Origin of the sequence: Nostoc sp. C057 (genome assembly GCF_013393925.1) — a bacterium.
Lineage (GTDB): Bacteria > Cyanobacteriota > Cyanobacteriia > Cyanobacteriales > Nostocaceae > Nostoc > Nostoc muscorum_A.
In genome coordinates this window covers 2,920,967-2,946,874 of sequence record NZ_CP040281.1, presented here as the reverse complement: position 1 = coordinate 2,946,874, position 25,908 = coordinate 2,920,967, and the positions used below count along the sequence as shown (strand labels likewise).

Sequence of the window (25,908 nt, the reverse complement as noted above, 5' to 3'; positions counted from 1 at the left end):
CTATTCATCAACCATGAAAACAACATTTTAGATTCAGACTAAGGGCATGAATGATTGGAAATCTCTGAATGACTTCTCTGACAAACAATATACGCAGCAGCAAAACTTCTCGCTGGCTTTTCTGCTGCGGATGATCAATGGTATATCTGACCCCATTTTTCTTAAAAACGACCAACATCAGTGGATACTACTTAACGATGCCTTTTGTAATTTCATCGGGTATAGCCGAGAAGAATTAATTGGTAAGTCTGACTATGATGTTTTTTCCAAAGCGGAAGCTAATGTGTTTTGGGAAAAAGATGAACTGGTTTTCACTACAGGGATAACTCATGAAAACGAGGAATTATTTACAGATTCCAATGGCGCAACACACTGTATCCTGACCAAAAAATATTTGTTTAAGGATGATTTAGGTAATCGTTTCTTAGTTGGGATTATTCGTGATTTAACAGAGCAAAAGCAGGTAGAAGCCGCCCTGCGCCATAGTAATGCTGTGCTTAAACAAGCGGAAGCAGACCTACGACAGCAAACACAAGAACTAGAAACAGCATTATCCAAACTACAAAATACCCAAACTCAGTTAATCCAAAGCGAAAAAATGTCCAGTTTGGGTCAACTAGTTGCAGGTGTGGCACATGAAATCAACAACCCAGTTAGCTTTATTTACGGCAATATTAGCCCAGCTGATGAATACACCAAAAATTTATTTTCACTGTTAGACCTCTACCAAAGACATTATCCCCAATCAGTCAAGGCAATTCAGGAGTTTGCAGATTTAATTGAACTAGACTTCTTAAGGTCAGACTTACCCAAATTATTCCAATCGATGATGATGGGAGCAGAGCGGATTCGAGAGATTGTGCTTTCCCTGCGGACTTTCTCGCGCTTAGATGAAGCTGAAATGAAACGGGTTGATATCCATGAGGGAATTGATAGTACGATGATGATTATCCAAAGCCGCCTCAAGGCTACTGACCAGCGCCCGAAAATTGAGGTGATCAAAGAATATGGCAATCTCCCCTTGGTTGAATGTTATGCTGGGCAGTTAAACCAAGTATTTATGAATATTTTAGTGAATGCGATCGATGCTTTAGAAGATTCATTGGTTATATCTCGGTGGACAACAAAAAAACGACTAAAAACGGATAATCCTCGAATTTATATTCGCACCAAATTACTAACACCAAATCAAGTCACAATTGGCATTGCCGACAACGGACTCGGAATACCAGAAGATGCTAAAAAGCAACTATTTAATCCCTTTTTTACGACCAAGCCCGTTGGACAAGGTACGGGTATGGGGCTGGCTATTAGTCACCAAATTATCACAGAAAGACATGGCGGCTCTTTAGAATGCATTTCGCAACCAGGAGTTGGTACTGAGTTTATCATTCGCATTCCCCTCATTCAACAACGTCAAATTTCTAACCTCTGATATTAACTCTTAAACTGGGCAGTGGATACGACTGATGTTGCTTAAAATCGGCAAATTCGCAGATTGAGTTAAATGGACAAAAGCGGCAGTGAGAACCAGGATTAGGAGGAAAAATTTTACTAAAATTAGTAGTTTTTTCCTGATATTTTTGCAAATCGTGCTGGTGCTTATGGGCAATATTAGCTAACTCAAATTTTAAAGATTCTAATTCACTATTATTGATGCTAATTAACTCAGACTTTTTACATATTTCTAAATTATAAAATGATGCGACAGCTTCGTGTTCAGGGTAAAGATAACGAGCAGCGAGCAAATAAACTAATGCCTGTCGTTTGTCAAAAGCTGACTTACCTGTTTTGAAATCTAAAATATGTAAAGTCCTATCAGATTCAATGAAAACGCAGTCCATAGCCGCATATAACCGAAAGCAATAATCCTCTTGCTCAACTACTATTGGCTTAGGAAAGCCTTCATCACCCGGAGTTAATTGGATAATATCTTTATCCAAAAGCAACGGCGCATCATGATATTTTTGCAAAATTTGCAGGACGCGTTGCTGGACTTGAACGCTTGAATTGCCTAACTTAAGTAGCTGTGCAACTCTTTCTACACCATCTGATTGCTTCAGCAAATGCCTATGATGATGAAACTCATAAACACCTTTTTGGGCGAGTATGCCAATGCGCTGGGGTGCAGTGGCTTGCGCTAGCAGTGCTTTGACTTGTGGTTCGTGTTGCCGTGCTTTGATAAACCCCCGTCTCATCTGGCAATGCCAGCGTTCTTGCCCGGTCGCTGGGGCAACTAGAGACCAAAGGTGATAACTGGCAAAAGGTCGATCGGGGGTTGACATTGCTCAGAAACAGTGAGAGAAAATACGGTGGGGCGAAGTTTAAACTAAGGCTTACTTAGAAAAGAACTTCGGAGGATAGTTGCTGCTACACAAGCTTTGCGGGAAGCTTTTATAGTACTGATAATGTACGGGAGCAAGCGGCAAAAATGTCCAGCAATATAAAATTTGGCACCGATGGATGGCGAGGGATTATTGCCGATGACTTTACTTTCCCCAACGTGCGAAAAGTAACAAGGGCGATCGCCACTTACTTGGAAACAGCCTACACAAAAAATAGACCTGTACTTATTGCCTACGATACTCGCTTTTTAGCTGACCAGTTTGCCAAAACTGCGGCCCAAGTACTGGCAGACTTGGGTTGGACTGTGAAAATTACCGTTCGGGATTGCCCCACACCAGTAATTGCCTACAACGCCCGTCATCTAAATTCCGCAGGGGCGTTAATGTTTACTGCTAGTCATAATCCAGCACCTTACTGTGGAATTAAATATATACCCGATTATGCTGGGCCTGCCACTCCAGAGATTACTGATACTATTGTGGCAAATATAGAAAGTGCATCGGATGAGTTACCTGGAAGTAACCCATCAGGTTCAATTTCAATTTTCGATCCGAAACCTGATTACCTGCAATTTATCTACACTCTACTTGATATAGAAAAGATCAAAAGGGCTAATTTAAAGGTAAAGTACGATGCTTTGTATTCTACCTCCCGTGGCTATTTAGATGAAGTTTTGCAGCATAGTGGTGTTCAGTTAGAAAGTTTCCACGATTGGAGGGATGTTTTATTTGGCGGTGGAATGCCAGAACCCAAAGGAGAACAATTAGTTGAGTTAGTGGAAGCTGTAGTCCGCGATCAAGCTGATTTGGGCTTGGCGACGGATGGAGATAGCGATCGCTTTGGTATTGTTGATGAACAAGGAACTGTCCTCACTCCGAATACTGTGTTGTTAGTTCTAGCACGTCATTTAATTAAAAACAAAGGTAAAACTGGCGCGATAGTCCGCACTGTGGCTACAACCCACCTGCTGGATAATTTCGCTGCTAAAAATGGGCTGAAAATTTACGAAACAGCAGTTGGTTTTAAATACATCGGCGAAAAAATGCGGGAAACTGCCGTATTAATTGGTGGAGAAGAATCAGGCGGTTTGAGTATTATTGGGCATATTCCCGAAAAAGACGGGGTATTAGCCGATATGCTGGTGGCAGAAGCGATCGCTTATGAAGGTAAACCTTTAAGTCAGATGGTTAAGGAAGCGATCGCTGAAGCCGATGGGCCACTTTACAATAACCGCCTAGACTTGCACCTCACAGAGGCGCACAAAATCGCCGTCATCAACTCCTTTACTAAAAATCCACCTCCAGAGGTAGCAGGAATTAAAGTCAAGGAAGTCGGGCGTAAAGACGGTATTAAGCTGTATTTAGAAGAAGGTAGCTGGGTTTTACTGCGTCCTTCCGGTACAGAACCACTGGTGCGCGTCTACCTAGAAACCAACACTCCCGAAAAACTCACCCAAATTGCCCAAGAGTTAGAGAGTGTTATTGCTAAATTAGAGGGATAAGAATTAGCAGTGAAAAATTAAGATTTGTAAATTAATAATTCTTAACTCCTATTAACAGTTATCTCACTCCTAACTTTGCTCAAAGTATGAAAATCGCTCCTTTTTTGACATCTCTAGTTGTAGCGGTTTGGGTAATCGCGATCGCAGTTATTTCAGTTCAAAATGCCACACCCGTATCGTTAAAATTCTTAACATTCCAATCGATTCAGATACCACTGGGTTTAGTGTTAGCTTTTAGTGCTTGTTTAGGGTTAATTGGCATGGCACTGCTGCAACCTCTGTGGGGACTTGCTGGTATTGGGCAGCGTAATTCTCGATTAGAAGACGATGCGGAATTTTTTGTTGACGATGAAGATTTTTGAGGTTTGAAAAAAACACATAGAATTACACCAGTTAAGTAATCTTCATCTGGTAATATGCACAAATGTGCATACAATAGATTTAGATGGCGTATCAGTGGGATAGGGATAAGGCAGCAGCCAATCTTCGCAAACATGGCGTTGACTTTGCTGATGCAGTAACCGTGTTTTCTGACGATTTAGCAATTACCATCACAGATGAACGTTTTGATGAAGAGAGATTTATCACTATTGGGATAGATGCTTTCAATCGAGTTCTAGTAGTTGTTTATACATGGCGCAATGATGAGATTCGATTGATTTATGCCCGCCAAGCTACGCGCTATGAACAAAAGCAGTATGAGGAGGGATAAGTGATGGAAGCTGAGTATGATTTTAGCCAGGGCAAGCGGGGAGCGATTGAATCAACACCAACAGGCAAAACTAGAATTACAATTCGCCTAGATGACGAAGTACTAGCATGGTTTCGTGACCAAGTTCACGCAGCAGGTGGGGGAAATTACCAAACTTTGATTAACGATGCCTTGCGTGAGTACATTCAGCAGCGCCGTGAACCGTTAGAAGAGACATTACGGCGAGTATTGCGAGAGGAACTTGAGCGTATTGGAAAATGAGGATATATTGGCTTGCCTAAGATCGATAATGGTTATGAACGTAACTTATAAAACAGATTTTAATTTGTGGATTGAGCAGACAGCCAAACTATTGCGATCGCATCGCTGGCATGAAGTTGATGTAGAACATCTGATTGAAGAGGTTGAAGGCTTGGGCAAAAGTGAAAGGCGGGCTATTGCCAGTCAACTAACTCGCTTACTCTTGCATCTGCTGAAGTGGCAATATCAACCCCAGCGTCGCTCAGATAGTTGGCTGGATTCTATCACTGATTCTCGCACCCAAATTGAGTTAGCGATAGAAGATAGTCCTAGTCTTAAGAACTATCCTACAGAGCAACTTGAGGAAAGTTATCAAAGGGCACGTCGCCAAGCAACCAAGCAAACAGGGATACTTTTATCCGTTTTTCCAGAAGAGTGCCCATATTCTTTAGAGTTAGTGTTGGATGAAGACTGGCTACCGGAAGCAAGCGATATTTGATAAGTGTAATTGTTACTGTGTGGTATGAAGCGCTTTACGCAGCCACTTAATATACATTGGTGAGTCTTGCAAAAGTCGCTTTTACTTCTTCATCATCGGCAAAGTCTCCAGTATTCGCTTCAGCAATCGACTTTTGAATTTCCTCGGTTTGCCACTGATACATCTCTATATAGGCGGCTACCGCCTCATTAAGTATGTAGCTGTGATCGCGATTCATTCCAGCTGCGATCGCATCAAGTGCAGCTTTGCGATCGCTATCTACCCAAAACATAATATTTTCTTGGCTCATTATCTTATGAAAGTTGTATTGCAATACATTATTCTATTGCAATATTTTTCATTGTAAACAAAGACATGATAGTTAAAATTTTTCACAGAATCAGTGAAATTCCCCATCCGCCTATGCATTGAGGTAGTTCATTATGGTGATACCAGTCAAATAGTTTACATATTTAAATTATGTCTTTGAAGTTTGAAGATGAATATGCTTATACATTGGATAATTTAGCGTCAGCATTGAAACGTTCATACGAGCAAATAAAACAGATCAGTACATTCTCTAGTGAGTTTGATTATTCACAGGCAATCGCAAAGCGTTTGCGTGCTTTTTATTGTTCTCAATTAGAAATTAAGGAGTTTCTTAAGAAGGAGGTAGCTCAAGCCGGTTCAGACTTTTTTGTAGAAACAGTACTCTTCTTTCTCAAGTTGTTTAATGATTTAGAAAATCTTGGCTTGGAAATCGCTTCAGAACGTCCACTCCAAAGAAAACGTAACACTATACGTCCTGATATTAGTGTCTGGCGTGGCGATGAATTACTTGCCATTATTGAATGCAAAACACAACTTGGTTGGCATCGACAAAATTGGGATGAGCATTTTCAATATCGGGAACAGAAATTAAAAGAAGTCTCCGAAGAGGCAAAGATATTTCTTGTAGTTATGACTAGTTGTAATTGGGGTGGTTTTGGTAATGATTCAAGAGTTGGGGAACAGCTATTTTGTTTACTGAATGAAAAATGGCCAACAGACGATTTTCTGACGTTAGATAGTCCTATTGAACAACTCTTTGATAAAGTAAGGGCAATTGCTTGCGTGTAGATTAGTAAATTGATTTGAAGCAATAAAACCCAGCAATTTATGTATCTTTAGCAACTACACTTTGTGCGATCACACCCTGTGGGAGGCTAACATCTCAATGTAATGGACAAGCGATCGCACTCGGCTTGACGCTAGAATATTAGTCGCAATCTTGTGGAGATGATTGGTAATGAAAATTAAAGCAGTTATCTGGCAAGAAGACGGTGTGTGGTGTGCTTCTGTACCTGCCCTACCCGGATGCCACACTTGGGGAGACAGCTATGAACATTTGTTAGAGATGTTGCAAGATGCAATTCAAGGTTGGTTGGAAGTTGCTAGCGAAAGAGAAGAACTTGACCCGGAGAAACAGTTGGTTGAAATATCGCTATGAAAGCGGTTTCAGGTAAAGGACTTTGTAAAATTTTGGAACGGCAGGGTTGGGAATTGAAACGGATTACTGGCAGTCATCATATTTACGTAAAAGAAGGTGTTGATGTTATCCTCTCCGTTCCGGTTCATAGTAATCGAGATTTACCGATTGGAACTTTGAAAAGCATTATGAAAGATGCTGAACTTACCGAAGAAGATTTGGACTAAAAGCGATCGCAATTATCCAAAGCTCACATAACAGCAGCTAAGTTGAACAGTTTTGGGTTAGTTGTAGTTTCAGATAATCAATGAAATCCAGAATTTCTGTATCAGTGAGTTGTAGACGCGATCGCTTGCCATATCTCTGCTGCAAATACTCCCTTCCCTGCTCTGGAGTCCAATTTAATTGGGCTAAATATGTGTCACTTTGAGCTATCAAAACTGTATGAATTTCTGATGCCGTTGTATTAGCGGATATTTGGATTTCATTTTGATATAAATTTTGAATACAATTAATTTTTAAACTTACTTTTTGTCCTAAAGCTTGCCAGTCAATTTCCCTGTGCCCATTCCAACTAACACCTATAGAACCAGGGCAAACGCATCTAAAGTATAAGAATCCTTTAATAGCAAGGGTTTTGGCGTTTTTTAATTTAGCCTATTTTTTCATCAAGATCCTTGCCCAGCAAGGGTTTCAGAAATCCCGTGCGTTCGCCCTGCCTATAGAACGATAAGTAACTGGATTATAAATTGCACAAAATACAATTGTTCTTTCTCCAGGACTGACTGCAATCGTCAATGGATGATGCAATTGTTCAGAAGTCAAGGCATCAAGTGAAAGCAACAAACTTTTAGAAAAGTAAGATTCACTTCCTGAGCGGATAACATAAGGTTTATCTGCCAGAATATGCAAATCAGTTTTTTCTGCTTCTCCATGTGAAGTTTCCACTTTTTTATTAACTTCTATCCCTGTTATTACCCCAGTCAAGGCTCTCTCATAAATTGGGATTTGTCTTGTATCGTCGGATAGCATATACCAGCAGTGATCCGGCTCTTTACTGACAAAGACATATTGAGGTTTTGGGACTGCTCCAAATCCTAATTTAACTTCCATATTTTGACGAAGGTTTTGATAAATATATTTATTTAGCAACAAGTCATTACGATTTGTACCGTTAAGCTATTAGTTGCTTATAGATATAATTCCCTACCCAGGAAGCTAATTAACATTAAAGCAGCGAAAACTACGAAATTTGGTGAATCTATAACAAAGTTTCTGGATCAACACCAAGCGCATTCAACCTTTCAATTAACATTTTCACTTTTTGTTCTGCTTCCACACGTCGCTCTTCTTCAAAAGCTGCGCGTTCTTCCGCTTCTCTAATGCGTTCTTCGGGTGTGAGCAATTTTTGCCCTTCTTCGTCATACCAGTACAGCCATTCCCGGACTATACCTTGATAAATTCCCCGTTCTCGTCCAATTCCTAAACCAATTTCTGGTAGCCAAACGGGATTTCCTGACATTAAGATATATTCCCCATCAACTAGGTGATACACCTCCAAAGGTGTCTTTTTCCGGCGAAGGGGACTATACACAACATAGTACAAAATTCCTAATTCTTTGGCATAGAGTTCTTTCTTGCTGCTATGTTCTTCCCGATATATTTGAGAAACAACTTCTAGTGCTAGAATTGGCAGCTTTTTTTCTTCCCATAGCACATAACTTAGGCGTAAGTCCTCATCAATTACACGTTTAACTCCTAAGCTAAGAAACCCATCAGGAACAATGGCTGGTTTGTCTGGGTGATAATAAATACCCATATCAACGCCAAAAAACCAATCCCAACGATCGCACCAAACTAAAGCCAGTGTCGTTTTCAGCAAGCCGGGAATTAAATTTTGGACTTCATTATCCACAGCGGTATCATTTGAGTCGGGTAGCTCTTCGGAAGATGGCAAACAATGTAGAGGATTGTAGTTTAACATGAGCGGTTTTGCCAAATCTGATTCTAGATAGATTGTACGTAATCTATTGATGTGCGATCGCAGCGACAGAATAAAGAACCATTTTTAGCGATGCCGAATAGCCTGTCGTAGCCATAGCTTCTCTTTATTTTCAGTATTGAAAAGCAATTGCAAGTGTAATTTTCTAATTAGGTAATTTTTCGGTACTGACTATGAGAGTGTCTAACCCACAATAGCAAAAAAGGGTGGAATATTGTTCAACTAGAACATTCCAGAAGTCGCAGAGTATTCAATTTCATGGTGAATTTGGTAGCTGGGCTGATTAGCTATACCTACCAAGAGAAAAAGGCTTTTCTCAACCTTGACTCCGAAAATATGGCGTAGCTGGAACTTAGCTGATTTTTAGCCCGATTTTTTTCTGAATCGTACTTAAGTATCAGATATGTCACCACAGATCCATTCACGAATTTTAATCAAACACTTTTTAGCCGTTTTTTTACCATTATCGGCTTTCGTTGGAAGTGTTGTAGGGACTATTTATTACCAACAGGTACAGACTGAGAAAATTGTATTAAAAACTAATGAACTTGACAAGGTAGATTTACAAACAAAAGTAATTAGCGCAGACTTTCACTCCGTTGTTTCAGATTTGATTGTCATTTCTAAACAAAACGAGCTACAGAAAATTTTAGAAGGAGTAGATCAAGATAAACAGGCACTATCCAGAGAATTCTTATCATTTTCTCAATATAAAAAACTTTACGACCAAATTCGCTTTTTGGATCAATCAGGTAAAGAAGTTGTCAGAGTCAACTTCAAACAGGGTGAACCAGAGATTGTCCCCGAAGAAAAACTGCAAGTGCAAGCCAAGCGCTACTGGTTTAATGACACTTTGCGACTGAACCAAGGAGAAGTATTTGTCTCTCCCCTTGACCTCAACATTGAACGAGGTCAGGTTGAACAACCCTTGAAGCCAATGATCCGCTTTGGCACTCCCGTTTTTGATCGTCGTGGACAAAAACGAGGCATTGTAGTGTTAAATTATTTCGGTGCTAAACTGCTGGATAATTTTAATCAAGCTTTCGCTAACGTACCTAGTCAGGGAATGCTGCTGAATGCTGATGGTTATTGGTTAAAAGGGGCTAAATCTGAGGACGAATGGGGATTTATGTTTCCCGAGCGCAAAAACCACACTTTTGGCAAAACTTTTCCCCAAGCATGGCAGCAAATTTCTCAAAAAGAATCGGGACAATTCCAAACTGCTGAGGGAATGTTCACTTTTACTACAGTTTATCCACTTCTTGAAGGACAAAAATCTAGTACAGGAGCAGGACAGGCTTTTGCACCGAGCCAAAATCAAATTGATACCAAATCCTATTATTGGAAGATTGTCTCATGGGTATCGCCAGAGATGTTGATGGCCAAATCAAACCGATTTTTGAGCCAATTGCTACTTCTATATGCTGGGTTAGTAGGACTCATTGGTATTGGTTCTTGGCTACTAGCAAAAGCTAGTGTCAATCGTCAGATGGCCCAGCTAGAGTTAAAGCAGTCGGAAGCTCAGTTACGAAAGCTAGTTGAACGGGAAAAAATTCTTAAAACTCGTTTATCTAGTCAGATTCGCAACTCGCTGGATCTAAATACGATTTTGAGTACAGTAGTTGTTGAAGTTCGGGAACTGCTACAGATTGATCGATGCCAGTTTTTTTGGTGTCATCAAGAAGATGAATCTACTAGTTTTGAACTCAGTCAACAAGCTTGGGCTTCCGACTTGCCAGAACCTTTAGGCTGTTCTCCTATCCAGAATGTGGAAGCACTGAGTGAGGCTATTCTGCAAGGGAATTTGCTTTGCTTTGATGACATTGCGACAGATCCCTGGCTTGATTTCAAAAATCGGAATTTACTGGTGACATTGGGTTTTAAGTCTCTCCTAACAGTTTCGGTTCAAACTCAGTCGGGTCGCTTGGGTGTGATTGTCTGCGAACATAGTAGGGCGCTGCGTTCTTGGAGTGATGAAGAGGTGGAACTAATTCGAGGCGTAGCTGACCAGTTAGCGATCGCCATTGACCAAGCCCAATTGTATAATCAAAGCCGCGCTGCGACTGCTGCTGCAACTACTCAAGCAGAACAACTCAACCACGTACTGCACAATCTCAAACAGACCCAAGCTCAACTAATTCAAACTGAAAAAATGTCGAGTTTAGGTCAATTAGTAGCTGGGGTAGCTCACGAAATCAATAACCCAGTTAACTTTATCTACGGTAATCTGACCCATGTAAATGAATATACGCTGGGCTTATTGGAACTGGTAGAACTCTATCAAAAGTCCTATGCTAATCCAACAGATGAAGTACAAGCTTATATAGAAGCGATCGACCTTGACTTTATAGCTGAGGATCTACCTAAAATCCTAACTTCAATGAAAATGGGAGCTAATCGCATTCGTGAAATAGTTCTATCCTTGCGGAATTTTTCTCGACTTGATGAAGCGGATATGAAGCCTGTCAACATTCACGAAGGTATTGATAGCACCCTACTGATTTTACAAAATCGCCTCAAACAAACGTCTGGAAATACCGGAATTGAAATAGTAAAAGAATATGGTGATATCCCTTTAGTAGATTGCTATGCTGGACAACTCAATCAGGTATTTATGAATCTCATCAGTAATGCCATTGATGCCCTAGATAGTTATAACAGTCAGCGAACTCTTGAAGACATAGAAGCGAACCCCAGCCAAATTGTAATTCGTACTCAGTTACGCAACCCAGATCGTATAACTATACAAATTGCAGATAATGGTGCTGGCATAACCCCACCAGTTAAGCAACGATTATTTGACCCTTTCTTTACCACAAAACCCGCAGGTAAAGGCACAGGATTAGGATTGGCAATTAGCGCTCAGATTGTCGCAGAAAAACACAATGGAGCTATCTGGTGTATTTCGGAACCAGGACAGGGAGCAGAATTTTGGGTTGAGATTCCGATTTCTCAAAGTATTACACTAGCTACTACAAGTACTGCTACTCTATCCAGAATTTGATGCCACTCTAGGCAAATGACATGACTAATGTTAACGACCGCGCTGATTTTGATAGCCCTTGGAAAGAAATTATAGAAGCTTATTTTCCCCAAGCAATGCATTTCTTTTTTCCAGAAACTTCTGCATTAATTGATTGGGAACGTCCCTACGAATTTCTAGATAAAGAATTCCAACAAATAGCTCGTGAAGCCGAACAAGGTAAAAGATATGCCGATCAATTAGTCAAAGTTTGGCAAATCCAAGGGGAAGAACTTTGGTTATTAGTCCATATTGAAATTCAAGCACAAAAAGAAGATAACTTTAGTAAGCGGATGTTTACCTACAACTTTCGTATATTTGACCGCTTTGATCGCCCAGCAATAAGCCTTGCAATTCTCTGCGATCCAAACCGCGAATGGCGACCAAGTAATTACAGTTACAATTACCCCAATACTCGCTTAAACTTTGAGTTTGGCAGTATTAAACTTTTGGATTACGAAAATCGCTTTCACGAGTTAGAAAATAGCGATAATCCATTTGCAACCGTTGTCATGGCGCATTTGAAAACACAACAGACACGCTCATCACCAGAACAACGCAAAATATGGAAATTTAGCTTGATTCGTAGGCTCTATGATTTAGGTTTAGAAGAGCAGGATATTCGCAACCTGTATAGATTTATCGATTGGGTTATGATATTACCAAAGGCATTAGAAAATCAGTTTTGGGAAGAGTTTAAACAATTTGAGCAGGAGCGAACTATGAGATATGTAACTACAGGTGAGCGCATTGGCTACGAGCGTGGGGAACAAGAAGGTGAACAACGACTTATTTTAAGGTTACTACAAAGACGAGTGGGAGAATTATCACCAGAATTGCAAGAACGCATCCAATCTCTTTCTTTAAATCAATTAGAAACCCTTGGCGAAGCTTTGTTAGATTTTACTGGTATGGAAGATTTGCTTAAGTGGTTGCAAACAAATCAATCAGCTTAAAATCTATTTTTATAAAAATTCACTTAACCCTATACAGCAATACGGTTCAGTTAAGGATTTTTGGTACTGATTTTAGGTCTGTAGAGACGTTGCAATGCAACGTCTCTACAAATGATTTCGAGGCTTAACTGAACTGTATTGCCCTATACAGGATTTTTTAAATCAGTTCAATGATTTAGTTTTTACCTTGCCCATAAAAAGTTACGAATGAGTAACAAAAAGGGCAAGTATAAAACCTGCCCTCAAAGCAATCAATATTAAAACTAAACTAGCGATCGCAACTTAATTACCAATTTCCGGCGCACTCAAAGAAACTTTTAGCGTTTCTTCTTTTTGCTGTGCTAATGTCGGCACGGAATCACGCAATCTTGCTGTCAATTGTACAGTTGTCGCGTCATACATTTGAGTCAGCAATTTTGGATAGAAACCAATACCAATAATTGGAATTAACAAACAGGCAATGATAAATACTTCACGGGGTTCGGCATCTATCAAAGCTTGGTGAGAAACTAATTCCTTGTTCTCTTCTCCATAGAAAATTTCTCGCAACATCGACAACAGATAAATCGGAGTTAAAATCACTCCAACTGCCATCAAGAACACCACAATGACTTTGAAGGTAGAGCTATAAGCATCGCTAGTAGCAAAGCCAACAAATACCATCAATTCTGCTACGAAACCGCTCATCCCTGGCAATGCCAAAGAAGCCATCGAACAGGTGGTGAACATAGCGAAAATCTTCGGCATTCTCTTCGCTACACCGCCCATTTCATCCAACATTAGAGTGTGGGTGCGATCGTAAGTTGCGCCAACCAGGAAGAACAAACTCGCCCCAATTAACCCGTGGGAAACCATTTGCAATACTGCGCCACTCAATCCCAAATCGGTGAAGGAGGCAATACCAATCATCACAAAGCCCATGTGAGAAATTGAGGAGTAGGCAATTTTTCGCTTTAGGTTGCGCTGGGCAAAGGATGTCAAGGCAGCGTAGATGATATTAACTACCCCCAAAACCACCAACACTGGTGCAAAATAAGCGTGGGCATCGGGGAGCATTTGAGCATTCATCCGAACTAAGGCGTAACCGCCCATTTTCAGGAGAATACCTGCTAATAACATGTGTACAGGGGCTGTTGCTTCACCGTGGGCATCAGGTAGCCACGTGTGCAAAGGAATAATCGGCAACTTGACGGCGTAGGCAATTAGGAAGCCAGCATAGAGGGCTAGTTGGAAATTCAGGGCGAAATCTTTTAAGGCGATCGCTCTCATGTCGAACGTCACCGTATCGCCGTAAAATCCCATTGTCAGGGCAGACAGCAAAATAAACAGCGAACCGCCAGCAGTGTATAAAATGAATTTGGTCGCTGCATATTGCCGCCTTTTACCTCCCCAAATCGATAGCAGGAAGTATATCGGTACTAGTTCCAGTTCCCACACCAGGAAAAATAACAGCATATCCTGGACGGCGAACACGGCAATCTGACCGCCATACATCGCCAAAATCAAGAAGTAAAATAGCTTGGGCTTGAAGGTGACAGGCCAAGCTGCTAAAATCGCCAGCGTGGTAATGAATCCAGTCAAAATAATTAGGGGCATAGATAAACCATCTGCCCCTACTGACCAATTCAAACCCATTTGTGGTACCCAGGGGTAACTTTCCACCAACTGCAAATCTGGATTGGAGAAATCATACCCAGTATAAAAAGCATAAACAATTAGTGCAAAATCTATCAGCCCCACGATAAGGGAGTACCAGCGCACTGTTTTGCCTTCTTTATCAGGAATGACGGGAAGAAGTAGCGACGCGGCTATCGGAAACAGAATAATCGTCGTCAGCCACGGAAAATTAGCTATATTCATCACAATTCGTCTGCTATCAAAATCATGTTTGGCAAAAAGTCACTAGTTATTAAGTAACAGCTTTTTGGGGATTTCGTCTTCCTCGTTAGGTTGATTTAATTAAATTGGCAATCCCCCGTTTCTTCTGTTGGGAGTCTCTTTTGACCTTTGGGCGTGCGGAATGTAGGTTGTGATACTCCCAGTCAAGTCAAAAATTTACCCTAAAAAAGTTGGTAAACTAGAATTTAAGCGGTGTGATGTCTACGACAAGCCGCTTTGCGTCTACGCGTAGCCTACCACATCTCTAAAAATACAAGATGCTGTTTAGTGTTGATTCGGTACAAAAAAGCATCACAGGAGAAATAACACTATGATAATCGCACAAATTGAAAGTCAGATTCGTTATGTGACCAACGTAAATGGAGAAACAACAGATGTACTCGTCCCTGTAGAACTTTGGCAACAGCTTATAAGTTCCATAAATTCTGATAACGTCAGTGGTTTAGCTTGGATTGATGAACAAGAGCCAAAAGCACAAATATTAGCCGATTTGCAAGAGTCTGTGCGACAAGCAGCAGTAGGACAAACTTTGCCAGTTTCAGAGCTTTGGGACGATATCGAAGCCTAGATTTATGCCAGAAGTTCGCTTTACACCTCCCTTTAAGCGCCGTCTCAAAACTCTGACTAAACGTTATCGCCAAATTCAAATTGACATTCAACCCATTATCGATCAGCTAGAGGCTGGGAATTTTATCGGCGATCAAATCTCTGGGATAGACTTGACTGTTTTTAAAGTTAGAGCAAAAAACAGTGATATCCCGACGGGCAAAAGTGGTGGATATAGGGTGATTTATCAGGTTATCTCACCTGAATGCGTCTTACTTCTACTCATCTATGCAAAATCTGATCAGGCGGATGTGAGCTTAGAAGAGATTGAAGATGCAATTAAAAAGACATAGCCATACATAGATAAAGCGCGATCGCATATCATTTATCTACTGTGTAGTCTGTCTCCCATAGCAATAACTTCATGCCTTTCTCCAATTTCACTAATCTTTACCAACTGACTGTAGTTATTACCCAATCTCACACCATCGCCCGTTTTGCTAACCGCCAAGATGCAGACGACCATTTAAGATTTTTGCGTCAAACTATTCCCAACGGAGGTTTTGATCTTTTTTTTGAACCACCAGATGATATCAAAAGAAAACTTTAATATTTAATTGCTGATTATCAGCCAAAGTTTGATTTTCAAGTCAGGATGGAAGAGGATTTTACTTGTTTCTTCCATTCATAGGAGTTACGCACCGCCCGTCGGACGCTTTCAAAGATCGGCTCTAACTTAGTGTTAGCAAGCTTCATCACTAAGCATCTTAATAATATGTTTTGCAGGTTACTCTTTGATTTCTCTATGTCTGGGAACAGCTTGAGAAATTTTTGTGATTGGATTTTGATACCAATAATGTTTGCCACCATGACGAACGAAGATACAACCCATTTCTTCAAGCTTACTGATTAAATCTCTTCGTTTCATGAAACTTCAAGTTCTGCAACTCTACGAATATTTTGGATATTTCCATTTGTTAATTCACTGTAAATATCGAGTAGATTTTCTTTTAGCTTCTCTTCGGTTTCACCTTGAGTCCAATAGTCAGGATATTCTTCCAGATAACCTAACCACATATCATCATCTTGCCAATAAATGTATTTCTTCTTTGTCATGTGCCTATTCGCTGCCTTTTTCTAAACTATCGAATTACTGAACTATCCGCCAAAAAAAGAGTCTAATTTAGACTCTTAAAAAACTTAGGGGCGGACAGTCGCCCACCCCTATGAAAATCAGGTGACACCAAAGACAATCACTAAGCCCAAAACTGCCCCAAATACAATCAAGGCATAGAATTGAGCGCGACCGTTTTCTAGGTACTTCAGACCTTCACCGCTAACAAGGGTGAAAAAGCCTGTGAGGTTAACAGCACCATCGACAACGCGGAAGTCAACTTCCATAACTTGTCTAGCTAGGCGACGCAAGCCGAGGACAAAAACCCGATGGTAAATGTCATCAAAGTACCACTTGTTGAGGGATAACTCATAAAGTGGTTTGATTTGAGCAGCGATCGCAGCCGGGTCAATTTTACGGCGCAAATACATCAGCGAAGCCAGGGTAATCGCAATCAAAGAAATTCCGACTGAGGCACCTGCCATGATGTAGAATTCCGTCGGATTGAACTCGGAAGCCTTTTCTATAACTTCGGAGAGGGTTTCGCTAGGAGGAAAGATAAACTCTTCAAAATAATTGGCGTAGGGAGTTCCCACCAAACCAATCAAAATAGAAGGCACAGCCAACAGTGCCAACGGCAGGGTCATCGTCCACGGCGATTCGTGGGGGGAGTTGCTGTGATGCCCGTGGGAGTCATGGGAATCATGCTGCTGACTGGTTGCCGCCAATTCTCCTTTCTTCATCGCCCCAGGCCCAAAATTCGGGGCTAGTTCTTCTGACTCTAATTCCAGGACAATTGTGGCCGCAGCTTTCTTGAGTTTTTCCTTGATTTTCTCGTCAGTACCCCGGAATTTGCCTTCAAATGTCATGAAATACATTCTAAACATATAGAAAGCAGTAATTCCGGCAGTTAGCCAGCCAATCAACCAGAGGAATGGATTAGCCTCAAAAGCTTTCCCTAGAATTTCATCTTTTGACCAGAAACCAGCAAAAGGCGGAATACCAGAAATTGCCAAGCAACCAATCAAAAAGGTAATTGAGGTGATGGGCATATATTTCCGCAGTCCACCCATCAGCCGCATATCTTGCGCTAAGGCCGGGTCGTGACCGACAACACCTTCCATACCGTGAATTACTGAACCTGAACCCAAGAACAGCATCGCCTTGAAATAGGCGTGGGTCATTAGGTGGAATAATCCAGCACTGTAGGAACCTATTCCCATTGCCATCACCATGTAACCAAGTTGGGAAATGGTGGAATAAGCCAAGCCCTTTTTGATGTCGTTTTGGGTAATGGCAATGGTTGCCCCCAAAAACGCCGTAAACGCCCCAGTATAGGCAATGACGTTCATTGCGGCTGGAACGTGTTCAAATACTGGGTACATCCGGGCAATGAGGAAAACACCAGCCGCCACCATTGTTGCCGCGTGAATCAAGGCAGAAATGGGGGTGGGACCTTCCATTGCATCTGGCAACCAGACATGGAGGGGGAATTGGGCTGATTTCGCTACTGGTCCTAAGAAAACTAAAATCGCCAACAGGACAGCGAGGAAGTTGCTGATCGAACCTGATTCTACGAGTTGAGCGAGGCGATCGCCCATGATATTAAAATCAAAGCTTCCTGTTGCCCAGAACAGCCCCAGAATGCCGAGTAAGAGACCGAAGTCGCCGACACGGTTGGTAACAAACGCTTTTTGAGCGGCATCTGCTGCTGACTTGCGATCGTACCAAAAGCCGACCAGCAAGTAGGAACACATCCCCACAAGTTCCCAGAATATATAAATCTGTACTAGGTTGGGGCTGATCACCAGACCTAACATTGAGGAGCCAAACAAACTGAGATAGGCGTAAAACCTCACGTAGCCGGGATCGTGAGCCATGTAGCCATCGGTGTAAACCATGACTAAACAGGCTACTGTTGTGACAATCACCAGCATTAGGGCTGTCAGGTGGTCAATAGTGTAGCCCATGCTCAGGTGAAAATTACCTGCTGCCGCCCACTCAAAGGTGCGGAGATAAGGCGCATGTCCTTGAATTTGACTCCATAACAAGGCAAACGACAGCCCCATAGCTGCTGCCATCATGGAGATAATCACCACAGCGTTAAGCTGCCGTAGGCGGTTTGTCACCTGATTCAACGAGATTAACCCTAGACCGACCAGCATTGCCCCAAAAAGAGGGAACACCGGAATCAGCCAGGCATACTGATAGATTACTTCCATCACTGACGCCTACTTTTAGAATTCTTGATTTAGCGTGTCGAAACTGTTAATAATTGTGACACACACCCTTTAGGATAAAATAACCCACCCAAGACTGATTGGGTGGGGTGTTAAGCATGGTTTTAGATTTGGTCATTAGTCATTAGTCATTAGTCATTGGTCATTAGTCATTTGTCCAATGCCCCATGCCCTATGCCCCATGCCCTATTCCCAATATTCATCAAGCTGACCGACACTCTAAGTCCACTGTTTTTGGACTCTTGTAGATTTTCGCGTAATTGCTGTAGCTGGCTTTAATGTCTTCTAAAGCTAGACGTAAATCTTCTCTGCCGCGAAAGCCTTCCAAGCGATGGCGAACAGTGCCATTTTGAATCAGTAGTAAAGTTGGCAGTGACTTTAGCTTATAAGTAGTAGACAATTTAAAATTTTGATCGGCGTTAACCCCAACTAATTTAATTTCGTCCCCACATTGGGCTTGAAATTGCAACAACAGTGGGTGTATAATCCGACACAAGCCACACCAAGGTGCTTCAAAGTTAACTAAAACAGGAATAGGTGATTCTAAAACTTCTTGAGTAAATGTCCGTTCACTAACCGACAACACCATGACGCCTCTTGGATTATAAGGTTTTTATATCAAACTACCTATCAATACTGAAGTGAAGGATTGGTAAGTCAGTAACTGCCGATAGATGCTTTCAGGAACCAAATCTCAGGACACAGAATAATTGGGCAAAAATTCAGTGTGTTGATGTGTCTCTGACGTAAAAAGCCACTGCGACTCTCACTGTGGCTTTTTCGGATGTTAGACTCCTGATTGCTTTGTCCGCCTGGGATTTGACTGAATCTGCTACTGACTCCCAAGGAAAGACAACGGGTCTTCAACTACCAATATAAAATCTTAAGCTGACTAAACGCACCCCCACTGATAGATGTTTGAATTTATCCTACATTGATTCGGGGTAATTGATAAGCGGAAATTCTAATCTATTTGGGATTTTCTGCTGACACTGGGGATCGCTTAAATTTCCCATTTTATTCTACCAGTTGCTTCCATCAACAGAGGGTGCGACCACCAAAGCAAAGCGATAAAAATAGCAACTCCCAAATAGGAAGGGCGGAGAAATTCCTGCCATAAGATAGATTGACGGCCGTCAATAATTGCCTTAAAGGGAATAATTGAAGTCCGTTGTTTGGCAATTTCAAAGGCTTCCCCATAGCGATCGCTCAAACGGCGATCCCCGTGCCAAACCCCAAACAAGTGATGCAACACCAATCCAATGGAAGTTACCAGGGTAAAGGTAGTACCCAGCCAGAGAGTATGGGCAACACACCAGATTATTTGTCCCACCATCTGGGGATGACGGGTAATTCGAATAATTCCTGTTTCGTAGAGATGAACTTGGGGCTTTTGAATGGCAGCAATTTCTAGTAGATTGAAGGTAGCAGGATATAAAAACAAAAACGAGATTGCTGACAGCAGCCAAACAAATTCTCGTACTCCTGGCACTCCTTGTACCTGCCAAAGTTGCAAACCATCATAGCGGTGCCCAAAAAAGTAAATAATTAATATCACAGCCAACGGGAGGCTGACTAATGCAAACAAAATGCGATAAAGCCTTGGGCCAATATACTTTTCTGCCCAAGGACGCAAAGCAGCGCCTCCACTGTGAGCGATCGCAAAAACTATTTGTAACCCCAGTATGACAAAATGACTGGGTGTCAACCAAGAAATCAGCAGCATATAGACGGGTGAAGTAATTTAAAGAAAATTGAATTCAGTACAACCAATACCACAAAGTATTCCAAAGGAGACTTTAGTCAAGATGTTGTGCTACTGTCCTTTTCGAGTCAAGTCTTCAAGTTTAATATGCAACAAATCATACGCGGCTGATTGCTGCCAAAGTTTATTTGTTGTGTGCATCCGCTCCTTTCAATGTTTGTGGGTTGAGCCTTATGTCTGACCTTCCTTTCACTTTAGATCAGTTACGGATTTTAAAAGCGATCGCACAAGAAGGAAGCTTCAAGCGTGCCGCCGATAGTCTTTATGTCTCCCAGCCTGCCGTCAGCTTACAAGTCCAAAATCTTGAACGGCAGCTAGATGTCCCTTTATTCGACCGTGGAGGACGACGTGCCCAATTAACTGAAGCAGGACATCTACTCCTAAATTACGGTGAAAAAATCCTCAGTCTGTGTCAAGAAACCTGCCGCGCCATTGAGGATTTACAAAATCTCCAAGGCGGTACGTTAATTGTCGGTGCTTCTCAAACCACCGGCACTTATCTTTTGCCTAGAATGATCGGAATGTTCCGACAAAAATATCCAGATGTGGCAGTGCAATTACACGTCCACTCTACCCGGCGGACTGCTTGGAGTGTCGCTAATGGACAAGTTGATCTGGCAATCATCGGCGGTGAAATTCCTGGTGAACTATCAGAATCTTTGGAAGTTCTTTCTTACGCAGAAGATGAACTAGCGCTGATTTTACCTGTCTTTCACCCCTTTGCTAAACTTGAAACAATCCAAAAAGAAGACCTATATAAATTACAATTCATTGCCCTAGATTCTCAATCGACCATCCGCAAAGTGATTGACCAAGTGCTAGGACGCTGTGAAATTGATACCAGACGTTTTAAGGTTGAAATGGAACTAAATTCCATTGAAGCAATTAAGAATGCCGTGCAATCTGGTTTAGGGGCTGCTTTTGTTTCAACAAGTGCGATCGCTAAAGAGTTACAAATGGGTGTTCTGCACCGTACCCCTATTGAAGGGGTAGTCGTCAAACGGACGCTATGGTTGATTTTTAATCCTAATCGCTATAGATCCAAGGCCGCAGAAGCCTTTAGTCAAGAAATTTTGCCCCAGTTTGCTAACCCTGGATGGAGTCAAGATGTGTTAAAATTTACACAAAAAAACATCGTGGTAACTACATTGGATATAGCAATACCCGCCTCCTCTGGCGAAGACTAAAATCTGGTAACACAATTTTGGATTTTAAATTTAAGATTTTGGATTGATCCCATAGTAAAAGTGGAGCTTGAGATCATGAAATTATTTGATTCATCTCCACGAATTAATTCAAGGGTATAAAGCCAATATTTTAGATTTTGGATGGGAAATTTTTCCTTAACTCCAAAATCTAAAATCTAAAATCTAAAATTAGTTAAGGTTATTAGTCCTTTGTTTTTTGTAAATGACCAATGACTAATGACTAATCACGAAAATGGAAGTTTACTGTACTCGTCCACGTTGTCCACGCCCACAAAACTATTTTGCTGATTTAGATGATATTACAACCCTAAAAACAACGCAGCAAAAATACTGTACTACGTGTGGTATGCCACTGCTGTTAGATGGTCGATATGTACCCACGAAGTTGCTGGGAAGGGGTGGATTTGGAGCAGCATTTTTGGCACGCGATCGCCGCATCCCAGGAATGCGTCAATGCGTGGTTAAGCAGTTTCAACCAGTGGGTAATTTAACCTCAACTCAACTGCAACAAGCACAGATAATGTTTGAGAGAGAGGCAGACGTTCTAGCACAACTTGGTAACGATCACGAACAAATTCCTGACCTGTTTGCCTTCTTCCCAGTGATAGTTAATAGTTCGCAATCAGGACAGGAAGATCAATTTTTTTACTTAGTACAAGAATATATTGATGGGCAAAATTTAGAAGAAGAATTAGTTCAACAGGGCAAATTTTCTGAACACCAAGTCTTAGAGGTGCTGCAAGAAATTCTGAAGGTGCTAAAGTTTGTCCACGAGCGAGGCATTATCCACAGAGATATTAAACCTTCTAACATCATGCGCCGTTGTGATGGGAAACTTTTCCTCTTAGATTTTGGCGCAGTTAAGCAAGTAACAAATGTTGCACTAGGAGCTGCTTCTTCCACAGGAATTTATTCTATGGGATTTGCACCACCTGAACAGATGTCTGGGGGGCAAGTATTCCCATGTACAGACTTATACGCTTTAGCTGTAACTATTATTACCTTATTAACAAATCAAGAAGCAATTCAACTATTTGATGCCTATAGCAACCAGTGGAAATGGCGGGAGCAAGTAAATGTCAATCCTCGCCTTGCTGACATTTTAGATAAGATGCTGTTACCTGCTGCTAATCAGCGCTTTCAATCGGCGCAGGAAGTTCTAAATACACTTTACTCGCAGCCTCTAGCCGCTACACAGCTTAATTCACCTTCTGTAACACTTCCACCACAATCACCTAAAAGTTCTAATCCCGTCGTCTCCCAGGCTTTACCAACTCAACCAGCGTTTTCTACAGTGGAATTGTTGGGTGGAGCGGCATTTAGTGGATTTGAGGGGGCATTGATAGCGATCGCCCTCTTCAGTCTAGTACAATCACCAATAGTTACTTTAAGCGTTGCATGTGTAATTTTGGGGATACTGGTATTTGCCCAAACCAGACGCTGGATTGAAAAGTTCGATTTATTAATTATTCCGACAATTACTTTTGCGATTATTTTTTTTATTCCCTTTTTACAAGGGGGTATTGGCATTCAGGCAGTGGTCATTTTATCAGTTGCAGCAGCATTGGTAGCCATTTCACTGACAGCCATATTTCGGCTTATTTACAAATTATTATCTCTCATCCTTTAAAAAGCTTTTGGTGCTAATAGTCACATAATGTCTCAGAAAAACGAAACACTTAGTCTTTTCTTAGCTGCTGTTATCACCATTGGCTTAATCTTTAGTGGCTTATGGTTTTTTATGGAACGGTGGGCACAGCTAAATGGAACTGCTGCTAAATCTTCGGGGACTAACAACACAGATAATCCGATAAACCAGTTTATCAGTAGTAAATGTAACGTGCCCAACCTCTTAGAAGGGACATTCAACTATGGTGGTAGCACAACTTGGGCACCCATTCGTAAAGACGTAGACTCCGTACTAGAAAGCCAGTGCCCTCGGTTTATTTTACGTTACACTCAACCTCCATCAGGTAATGCAGGATCTGGAACTGGTATTCGGATGTTGATAGACAATCAACTAGCTTTTTCTCAATCTTCTCGTTCAGTAAAGGCTGAAGAAAATGCCGAAGCTCAACAAAAAGGATTTAGTTTGAAAGAAATTCCAGTGGCGATTGATGGAATTGCGATCGCTGTCAACCACGATCTCAACATCCCTGGTTTAACTGTGGCTCAACTCAAAGACATCTACACGGGCAAAATTACTAATTGGCAACAGGTAGGTGGGCCAAATTTACCCATTAAAGTTTACTCTCGTAATGAAGAAACTGGGGGTACAGTAGAATTCTTTGTCGAAAATGTTCTAAATAAAGAAAAGTTTGGTGCCAATGTTAATTACGTTGACACGACCACTGAGGCAGTACGAAAAGTAGCTGCAAATCCTGGGGGAATTTACTATGCTTCTGCCCCAGAGGTTGTACCTCAGTGTATTATTAAATCCATACCACTGGGACGCACAAGCAGTCAATTAGTGCCTCCTTACCAACAACCGTTTGTACCTCCATCTCAATGTCCCAGTAAACGTAATCAATTGAATAGTCAGGCATTTCGTAGCGGAGACTATGCAATTACTCGCAATTTATTTGTAATTATTAAACAGAATGGCCAAGCAGATCAGCAAGCTGGCGAAGCTTATGCAAACTGGCTGTTGACACCTCAGAGTCAAGACCTGATCGAAAAGGCTGGATTTGTCAGAATTAAATGATCAAATGAGTTAGATTTAGCCAAATAATAAACATTTTTATTTTATTAAAATTTGTTCATGTCACAAAAGAATGAAACCGCAGTTTTAGCCTTGGCTCTGTTGCTGACAGTTGGAATAGTTGGCGGAGGTGTGTGGTGGTTTACTAATGGCTCTGGAGCCAAAATAAGTAATACCATCATTCCAGGTTCAGAAGCAGGCAAAAATCCATCCCTACAAGATCGGATTAGTTTTGGAGACAAAACTTTGACTCCAGGTGCGGTTTCTGCTGCAAAAAAAGAAGGAATCCAGGCGATCGCTGCTAAAAGTTATGATAAAGCGATCGCTAATTTCACAGATTCCCTAAAACTCAACCGTAACGATCCAGAAGCACTGATCTTTCTTAATAACGCCCGCATTGGCTCTTCCAAGAGTTACACCATTGTGGCTTCCGTAGCAATAGGCACTGACCCCAATGCGTCTTTAGAAATTTTACGTGGCATCGCTCAAGCCCAAAATGAAATTAATACCTCTGGGGGAGCTAAAGGAGTACTGTTGAGGGTAGGTATAGCTAACGACGACGACAATCCAGAAATAGCAAAGCAAATCGCTTCTAGCCTAGTCAGCAATTCAGAAGTATTAGGTGTAGTTGGGCCCATCACTAGCGATTCTACTTTAGCCGCAGGTACTATTTATACTTCTGGACAACTTGTAGCTATTTCCCCTACCAGTACATCTGTCAAAATTTCTAACTTTAGCCGCTACGTTTTTCGCACAGTTCCCAGTGATTTTATGGCTGCGAGAAGTTTAGCCAACTATATGGTGAGAACTTTGCAGAAAAAAAATGCAGTGGTTTTCTTTAATTCTCAGAGTAACTATAGCCAGTCTTTAAAGTCTGAATTTGTTTCATCTGTTTCTTTAGAAGGTGGACAAGTATCCAGCGAATTTGACTTATCCAAGGCAGATTTTAGTGCGGCTAAAAGTATAGAAGAAGCAACTAAACAAGGTGCAGAAGTGCTGATGTTAGCTGCTAATACAGCAACTCTCGATAAAGCGCTGCAAGTAATTCAGATTAATCAGAAACGGTTAACTCTGCTGGCAGGAGATGATGTTTATACCGCCAAAACTTTAGAGATTGGTAGAGAACAAGCTGTGGGGATGGTAGTAGCAGTTCCCTGGCATATTGATGGCGATCGCAAGTCAGATTTCCCCCAGAAATCTCGGCAGCTATGGGGTGGTGATGTGAGTTGGCGAAGCGCTCTCAGCTATGATGCTACTGTGGCTTTGATTACGGCATTAAAACGCAATCCCACACGTTCTGGAGTCCAACAAGCACTCTTTTCCTCTGACTTCTCTGCCACCGGCGCTTCTGGTACAATTCGGTTTTTAGCATCAGGCGATCGCAATGCGCCAGTCCAACTTGTAAAAATCGTTCCTGGTTCCCGCTCTCGCACTGGTTATGACTTTGAGCCAGTGCGTTAATCAGCAATAAAAAATTAAAAATTAACCAATAGTTAACCTAAAAAAGCTCTCAAGATGAGAAATTGAGCTTTATAGGGAAAAATATTAGTGCTAACTAACAATTTATACCTTGTGCAAAAGTAACAAATAATTCAAAGGAAATTTACTATATCTAAAATCGTAAGTAATTCGGAAGTTAGGATTTGTCAGAATTCACTAACAAAATACCCGTCCTCCAAATACAATCTCAAGTAGCAAGCACCTATTAAG

At 41.4% G+C, this 25,908-nt stretch carries 27 protein-coding genes and 2 pseudogenes; 18 read left to right on the top strand and 11 right to left on the bottom strand.

Features of this window, described 5'->3' with window-relative positions:
- The first annotated feature begins 46 nt into the window (after positions 1-46).
- A complete protein-coding gene (locus tag FD724_RS12895; RefSeq protein ID WP_114084378.1) occupies positions 47-1,435 on the top strand; it encodes an ATP-binding protein in 1,389 nt (462 codons plus the stop codon).
- Here the strand turns inward: FD724_RS12895 and FD724_RS12890 are convergent.
- Entirely contained in the window at positions 1,425-2,285 is an 861-nt protein-coding gene (locus FD724_RS12890) for a PD-(D/E)XK nuclease family protein (RefSeq protein WP_179072904.1), read from the bottom strand. The two genes, FD724_RS12895 and FD724_RS12890, sit on opposite strands and share 11 nt — an antisense overlap.
- A gap of 146 nt (positions 2,286-2,431) precedes the next feature.
- On the opposite strand from FD724_RS12890, the gene FD724_RS12885 reads away from it, so the two are divergent.
- The 5 genes from FD724_RS12885 to FD724_RS12865 all read left to right on the top strand — a co-directional run bounded on the left by FD724_RS12885 (position 2,432) and on the right by FD724_RS12865 (position 5,298).
- Positions 2,432-3,847, top strand: coding sequence for a phosphoglucomutase/phosphomannomutase family protein (locus FD724_RS12885; protein ID WP_179072903.1), 1,416 nt, complete (start codon positions 2,432-2,434; stop codon positions 3,845-3,847).
- A gap of 86 nt (positions 3,848-3,933) precedes the next feature.
- Positions 3,934-4,209, top strand: a complete 276-nt coding sequence (locus FD724_RS12880; RefSeq protein ID WP_114084375.1) for a LapA family protein — start codon at positions 3,934-3,936, stop codon at positions 4,207-4,209.
- Positions 4,210-4,292: 83 nt separating this feature from the next.
- Complete coding sequence (locus FD724_RS12875; RefSeq protein WP_179072902.1) at positions 4,293-4,559, top strand: BrnT family toxin; 267 nt, start codon at positions 4,293-4,295, stop codon at positions 4,557-4,559.
- A 3-nt stretch (positions 4,560-4,562) separates the two neighbouring features.
- Positions 4,563-4,820: a BrnA antitoxin family protein gene (locus FD724_RS12870; protein ID WP_100901828.1), complete on the top strand. Its 258-nt coding sequence runs from the start codon at positions 4,563-4,565 to the stop codon at positions 4,818-4,820.
- A 34-nt stretch (positions 4,821-4,854) separates the two neighbouring features.
- Complete coding sequence (locus tag FD724_RS12865; protein ID WP_179072901.1) at positions 4,855-5,298, top strand: DUF29 domain-containing protein; 444 nt, start codon at positions 4,855-4,857, stop codon at positions 5,296-5,298.
- A 46-nt stretch (positions 5,299-5,344) separates the two neighbouring features.
- Here FD724_RS12865 and FD724_RS12860 read toward each other — a convergent pair whose 3' ends face one another.
- Entirely contained in the window at positions 5,345-5,587 is a 243-nt protein-coding gene (locus FD724_RS12860) for a CopG family ribbon-helix-helix protein (protein ID WP_179072900.1), read from the bottom strand.
- 170 nt (positions 5,588-5,757) lie between these two features.
- Here FD724_RS12860 and FD724_RS12855 point away from each other — a divergent pair, with 170 nt between their 5' ends.
- The 3 genes from FD724_RS12855 to FD724_RS12845 all read left to right on the top strand — a co-directional run bounded on the left by FD724_RS12855 (position 5,758) and on the right by FD724_RS12845 (position 6,972).
- Positions 5,758-6,396 (top strand): hypothetical protein, encoded by a 639-nt coding sequence (locus tag FD724_RS12855; RefSeq protein WP_114084374.1) that lies wholly within the window; start codon positions 5,758-5,760, stop codon positions 6,394-6,396.
- A 169-nt stretch (positions 6,397-6,565) separates the two neighbouring features.
- Positions 6,566-6,766 (top strand): type II toxin-antitoxin system HicB family antitoxin, encoded by a 201-nt coding sequence (locus tag FD724_RS12850; protein WP_114084373.1) that lies wholly within the window; start codon positions 6,566-6,568, stop codon positions 6,764-6,766.
- Positions 6,763-6,972, top strand: coding sequence for a type II toxin-antitoxin system HicA family toxin (locus FD724_RS12845; RefSeq protein WP_114084372.1), 210 nt, complete (start codon positions 6,763-6,765; stop codon positions 6,970-6,972). The genes FD724_RS12850 and FD724_RS12845 overlap by 4 nt, the downstream gene beginning before the upstream one ends.
- Before the next feature lie 37 nt (positions 6,973-7,009).
- On the opposite strand, the pseudogene FD724_RS42050 reads toward FD724_RS12845, so the two are convergent.
- The 3 genes and pseudogenes from FD724_RS42050 to FD724_RS12830 all read right to left on the bottom strand — a co-directional run.
- A pseudogene (locus FD724_RS42050) lies at positions 7,010-7,333 on the bottom strand (hypothetical protein); the annotation flags it as partial.
- A gap of 138 nt (positions 7,334-7,471) precedes the next feature.
- Positions 7,472-7,858 (bottom strand): annotated as a pseudogene (locus FD724_RS12835) (hypothetical protein); the annotation flags it as partial.
- A gap of 148 nt (positions 7,859-8,006) precedes the next feature.
- Positions 8,007-8,729, bottom strand: coding sequence for a Uma2 family endonuclease (locus FD724_RS12830; protein WP_179072899.1), 723 nt, complete (start codon positions 8,727-8,729; stop codon positions 8,007-8,009).
- A 421-nt stretch (positions 8,730-9,150) separates the two neighbouring features.
- Between FD724_RS12830 and FD724_RS12825 the strand changes: the two genes are divergently transcribed.
- On the top strand, positions 9,151-11,751 hold the full coding sequence (locus FD724_RS12825) for an ATP-binding protein (protein WP_179072898.1): 2,601 nt from the start codon (positions 9,151-9,153) through the stop codon (positions 11,749-11,751).
- A 20-nt stretch (positions 11,752-11,771) separates the two neighbouring features.
- Positions 11,772-12,725 carry a DUF4351 domain-containing protein gene (locus FD724_RS12820; RefSeq protein WP_179072897.1) on the top strand — a complete coding sequence of 318 codons (954 nt, stop codon included), beginning with the start codon at positions 11,772-11,774 and terminating at the stop codon, positions 12,723-12,725.
- A 282-nt stretch (positions 12,726-13,007) separates the two neighbouring features.
- Here FD724_RS12820 and FD724_RS12815 read toward each other — a convergent pair whose 3' ends face one another.
- Positions 13,008-14,585 carry an NAD(P)H-quinone oxidoreductase subunit 4 gene (locus FD724_RS12815; RefSeq protein WP_179072896.1) on the bottom strand — a complete coding sequence of 526 codons (1,578 nt, stop codon included), beginning with the start codon at positions 14,583-14,585 and terminating at the stop codon, positions 13,008-13,010.
- A 349-nt stretch (positions 14,586-14,934) separates the two neighbouring features.
- On the opposite strand from FD724_RS12815, the gene FD724_RS12810 reads away from it, so the two are divergent.
- The 3 genes from FD724_RS12810 (at position 14,935) to FD724_RS12800 (ending at position 15,780) form a co-directional block, all read left to right on the top strand.
- Positions 14,935-15,192, top strand: a complete 258-nt coding sequence (locus FD724_RS12810; protein ID WP_114084366.1) for a hypothetical protein — start codon at positions 14,935-14,937, stop codon at positions 15,190-15,192.
- 4 nt (positions 15,193-15,196) lie between these two features.
- Positions 15,197-15,523 (top strand): type II toxin-antitoxin system RelE/ParE family toxin, encoded by a 327-nt coding sequence (locus FD724_RS12805; protein WP_179072895.1) that lies wholly within the window; start codon positions 15,197-15,199, stop codon positions 15,521-15,523.
- Positions 15,524-15,594: 71 nt separating this feature from the next.
- A complete protein-coding gene (locus FD724_RS12800) occupies positions 15,595-15,780 on the top strand; it encodes a hypothetical protein (RefSeq protein WP_179072894.1) in 186 nt (61 codons plus the stop codon).
- Positions 15,781-15,957: 177 nt separating this feature from the next.
- Here FD724_RS12800 and FD724_RS12795 read toward each other — a convergent pair whose 3' ends face one another.
- The 5 genes from FD724_RS12795 to FD724_RS12775 all read right to left on the bottom strand — a co-directional run bounded on the left by FD724_RS12795 (position 15,958) and on the right by FD724_RS12775 (position 20,250).
- Complete coding sequence (locus FD724_RS12795) at positions 15,958-16,062, bottom strand: type II toxin-antitoxin system HicA family toxin (RefSeq protein WP_256874593.1); 105 nt, start codon at positions 16,060-16,062, stop codon at positions 15,958-15,960.
- A 32-nt stretch (positions 16,063-16,094) separates the two neighbouring features.
- Positions 16,095-16,286, bottom strand: a complete 192-nt coding sequence (locus FD724_RS12790) for a type II toxin-antitoxin system HicB family antitoxin (RefSeq protein WP_114084362.1) — start codon at positions 16,284-16,286, stop codon at positions 16,095-16,097.
- 117 nt (positions 16,287-16,403) lie between these two features.
- Positions 16,404-18,506: an NAD(P)H-quinone oxidoreductase subunit 5 gene (locus tag FD724_RS12785; RefSeq protein WP_179072892.1), complete on the bottom strand. Its 2,103-nt coding sequence runs from the start codon at positions 18,504-18,506 to the stop codon at positions 16,404-16,406.
- 220 nt (positions 18,507-18,726) lie between these two features.
- Positions 18,727-19,113 (bottom strand): co-chaperone YbbN, encoded by a 387-nt coding sequence (locus tag FD724_RS12780; protein WP_179072891.1) that lies wholly within the window; start codon positions 19,111-19,113, stop codon positions 18,727-18,729.
- A 414-nt stretch (positions 19,114-19,527) separates the two neighbouring features.
- Positions 19,528-20,250, bottom strand: a complete 723-nt coding sequence (locus FD724_RS12775) for an NnrU family protein (protein ID WP_174708816.1) — start codon at positions 20,248-20,250, stop codon at positions 19,528-19,530.
- A gap of 212 nt (positions 20,251-20,462) precedes the next feature.
- Here FD724_RS12775 and FD724_RS12770 point away from each other — a divergent pair, with 212 nt between their 5' ends.
- The 4 genes from FD724_RS12770 to FD724_RS12755 all read left to right on the top strand — a co-directional run bounded on the left by FD724_RS12770 (position 20,463) and on the right by FD724_RS12755 (position 25,659).
- A complete protein-coding gene (locus FD724_RS12770; protein ID WP_114084359.1) occupies positions 20,463-21,476 on the top strand; it encodes a LysR family transcriptional regulator in 1,014 nt (337 codons plus the stop codon).
- Between the two features lie 253 nt (positions 21,477-21,729).
- On the top strand, positions 21,730-23,127 hold the full coding sequence (locus FD724_RS12765) for a serine/threonine-protein kinase (RefSeq protein WP_179072890.1): 1,398 nt from the start codon (positions 21,730-21,732) through the stop codon (positions 23,125-23,127).
- Positions 23,128-23,154: 27 nt separating this feature from the next.
- A complete protein-coding gene (locus FD724_RS12760) occupies positions 23,155-24,201 on the top strand; it encodes a PstS family phosphate ABC transporter substrate-binding protein (protein ID WP_179072889.1) in 1,047 nt (348 codons plus the stop codon).
- A gap of 57 nt (positions 24,202-24,258) precedes the next feature.
- The gene (locus FD724_RS12755; RefSeq protein ID WP_179072888.1) at positions 24,259-25,659 is read left to right on the top strand and encodes an ABC transporter substrate-binding protein; all 1,401 of its coding nucleotides are present in this window, start codon (positions 24,259-24,261) and stop codon (positions 25,657-25,659) included.
- The last annotated feature ends 249 nt before the right edge of the window (positions 25,660-25,908 follow it).

Bases quoted from the DNA above. Each gene is read 5' to 3' on its own strand.
- FD724_RS12895 (WP_114084378.1), top strand. From the start codon at position 47: ATGAATGATTGGAAATCTCTGAATGACTTCTCTGACAAACAATATACG.
- FD724_RS12890 (WP_179072904.1), bottom strand. From the start codon at position 2,285: ATGTCAACCCCCGATCGACCTTTTGCCAGTTATCACCTTTGGTCTCTA.
- FD724_RS12885 (WP_179072903.1), top strand. From the start codon at position 2,432: ATGTCCAGCAATATAAAATTTGGCACCGATGGATGGCGAGGGATTATT.
- FD724_RS12880 (WP_114084375.1), top strand. From the start codon at position 3,934: ATGAAAATCGCTCCTTTTTTGACATCTCTAGTTGTAGCGGTTTGGGTA.
- FD724_RS12875 (WP_179072902.1), top strand. From the start codon at position 4,293: ATGGCGTATCAGTGGGATAGGGATAAGGCAGCAGCCAATCTTCGCAAA.
- FD724_RS12870 (WP_100901828.1), top strand. From the start codon at position 4,563: ATGGAAGCTGAGTATGATTTTAGCCAGGGCAAGCGGGGAGCGATTGAA.
- FD724_RS12865 (WP_179072901.1), top strand. From the start codon at position 4,855: ATGAACGTAACTTATAAAACAGATTTTAATTTGTGGATTGAGCAGACA.
- FD724_RS12860 (WP_179072900.1), bottom strand. From the start codon at position 5,587: ATGAGCCAAGAAAATATTATGTTTTGGGTAGATAGCGATCGCAAAGCT.
- FD724_RS12855 (WP_114084374.1), top strand. From the start codon at position 5,758: ATGTCTTTGAAGTTTGAAGATGAATATGCTTATACATTGGATAATTTA.
- FD724_RS12850 (WP_114084373.1), top strand. From the start codon at position 6,566: ATGAAAATTAAAGCAGTTATCTGGCAAGAAGACGGTGTGTGGTGTGCT.
- FD724_RS12845 (WP_114084372.1), top strand. From the start codon at position 6,763: ATGAAAGCGGTTTCAGGTAAAGGACTTTGTAAAATTTTGGAACGGCAG.
- FD724_RS12830 (WP_179072899.1), bottom strand. From the start codon at position 8,729: ATGTTAAACTACAATCCTCTACATTGTTTGCCATCTTCCGAAGAGCTA.
- FD724_RS12825 (WP_179072898.1), top strand. From the start codon at position 9,151: ATGTCACCACAGATCCATTCACGAATTTTAATCAAACACTTTTTAGCC.
- FD724_RS12820 (WP_179072897.1), top strand. From the start codon at position 11,772: ATGACTAATGTTAACGACCGCGCTGATTTTGATAGCCCTTGGAAAGAA.
- FD724_RS12815 (WP_179072896.1), bottom strand. From the start codon at position 14,585: ATGAATATAGCTAATTTTCCGTGGCTGACGACGATTATTCTGTTTCCG.
- FD724_RS12810 (WP_114084366.1), top strand. From the start codon at position 14,935: ATGATAATCGCACAAATTGAAAGTCAGATTCGTTATGTGACCAACGTA.
- FD724_RS12805 (WP_179072895.1), top strand. From the start codon at position 15,197: ATGCCAGAAGTTCGCTTTACACCTCCCTTTAAGCGCCGTCTCAAAACT.
- FD724_RS12800 (WP_179072894.1), top strand. From the start codon at position 15,595: ATGCCTTTCTCCAATTTCACTAATCTTTACCAACTGACTGTAGTTATT.
- FD724_RS12795 (WP_256874593.1), bottom strand. From the start codon at position 16,062: ATGGGTTGTATCTTCGTTCGTCATGGTGGCAAACATTATTGGTATCAA.
- FD724_RS12790 (WP_114084362.1), bottom strand. From the start codon at position 16,286: ATGACAAAGAAGAAATACATTTATTGGCAAGATGATGATATGTGGTTA.
- FD724_RS12785 (WP_179072892.1), bottom strand. From the start codon at position 18,506: ATGGAAGTAATCTATCAGTATGCCTGGCTGATTCCGGTGTTCCCTCTT.
- FD724_RS12780 (WP_179072891.1), bottom strand. From the start codon at position 19,113: ATGGTGTTGTCGGTTAGTGAACGGACATTTACTCAAGAAGTTTTAGAA.
- FD724_RS12775 (WP_174708816.1), bottom strand. From the start codon at position 20,250: ATGCTGCTGATTTCTTGGTTGACACCCAGTCATTTTGTCATACTGGGG.
- FD724_RS12770 (WP_114084359.1), top strand. From the start codon at position 20,463: ATGTCTGACCTTCCTTTCACTTTAGATCAGTTACGGATTTTAAAAGCG.
- FD724_RS12765 (WP_179072890.1), top strand. From the start codon at position 21,730: ATGGAAGTTTACTGTACTCGTCCACGTTGTCCACGCCCACAAAACTAT.
- FD724_RS12760 (WP_179072889.1), top strand. From the start codon at position 23,155: ATGTCTCAGAAAAACGAAACACTTAGTCTTTTCTTAGCTGCTGTTATC.
- FD724_RS12755 (WP_179072888.1), top strand. From the start codon at position 24,259: ATGTCACAAAAGAATGAAACCGCAGTTTTAGCCTTGGCTCTGTTGCTG.